This is a genomic window from Parendozoicomonas sp. 209JJ7-1 (genome assembly GCF_058147085.1).
In genome coordinates this window covers 1-1118 of record NZ_JBYVJU010000078.1, presented here as the reverse complement: position 1 = coordinate 1118, position 1118 = coordinate 1, and the positions used below count along the sequence as shown (strand labels likewise).

The following is a 1118-nucleotide window of genomic DNA, read 5'->3' as shown; positions in this document are numbered from 1 at the left end:
GAACTGGTGCTTATACATGCAATAACTGTCGTCAAGTCGTTGTCTTAGACGATGACAGCGATACTTTGCCACCTTGTCCTCGTTGCGAAGAAACTGAATATACACCATAAGGAGTAGTGGCAATGTCGAATAAATCAACTCACGTAGTGCCCAACTCTAATGGTGGCTGGGACATTAAGCAGAGTGGTGGTCAGCGTTCATCTGGTCATTTCGACCGCAAGCAAGATGCAGTAGACCGTGCACGTGAAATAAGTCAAAACCAAAAAACTGAGTTAGTGGTTCATAACAAGGATGGCAAAATCAGCGGTAAAGATAGCCATGGAAATGATCCATACCCGCCAAAAGGCTAAATGCACCTAACAAGTAAATCCAGGTGACGCCTACGGCGCACCTGATTTAGGCGTTAGCTCCTCAACCTATACACCGGAGTAAATAATAAATGATCCAAAATTCTAAATTGTTCTAGAAAAATCTGAAAGGATATGAAGGTTTATTGCTGACATTTGTATTTTTCTTTTAAGATGTCCAGAACTAACTGCAAAACACCTTGGTCACTTCTAATAGGGTAATCTAAGACTTTTGCTTCAACGGCAAACAAAGGATCAAACCCCTTCATTCCTGGGCTAGGACATAATATCCCGGCCATAATCCCCATATCCATGATACTCCATACAGTACCAATGAATTCACCTACAGCCATTGAGTCTAAAAGGGTCACATCTCTTGTACCATGCCTTCCCCCTCTATATAGCTCTGCTTGATTAATAAAATTTTCAATTTCTAAAAAATCAGCAGACACATCAAATGAGGCAAGTAACAAGGCAATTGCTATAATTTTTTTCATTTCCTATCATGCCTCCTTTAAAATAAGAAGAGCATTTATAGTCGAAAAAAAATCATTTTGAAAAATACAATGTAATTTAATGTAAAAATACAAATTAAATAGCTTCAAAAAATCAATAGTCCCCACAGAATATAAGACATAAAAAGTAGCTAACAAGTAAATCCAGGTGACGCCTACGGCGCACCTGATTTAGGCGTTACATGGCTAAATCAAACATATGAGTAAATTTCCAGATCAAGAATATGAATAAATTTGCAGTATTTTCTGATATTCA

General features: G+C 37.9%; 2 protein-coding genes. One reads left to right on the top strand and one right to left on the bottom strand.

Annotated elements, in window-relative coordinates:
- Positions 1 to 122 precede the first annotated feature (122 nt).
- Entirely contained in the window at positions 123 to 350 is a 228-nt protein-coding gene (locus tag ACY2RQ_RS19415) for a DUF2188 domain-containing protein (RefSeq protein WP_490114663.1), read from the top strand.
- 140 nt (positions 351 to 490) lie between these two features.
- Here ACY2RQ_RS19415 and ACY2RQ_RS19410 read toward each other — a convergent pair whose 3' ends face one another.
- The gene (locus ACY2RQ_RS19410) at positions 491 to 844 is read right to left on the bottom strand and encodes a hypothetical protein (protein WP_490114662.1); all 354 of its coding nucleotides are present in this window, start codon (positions 842 to 844) and stop codon (positions 491 to 493) included.
- Between the last annotated feature and the right edge of the window lie 274 nt (positions 845 to 1118).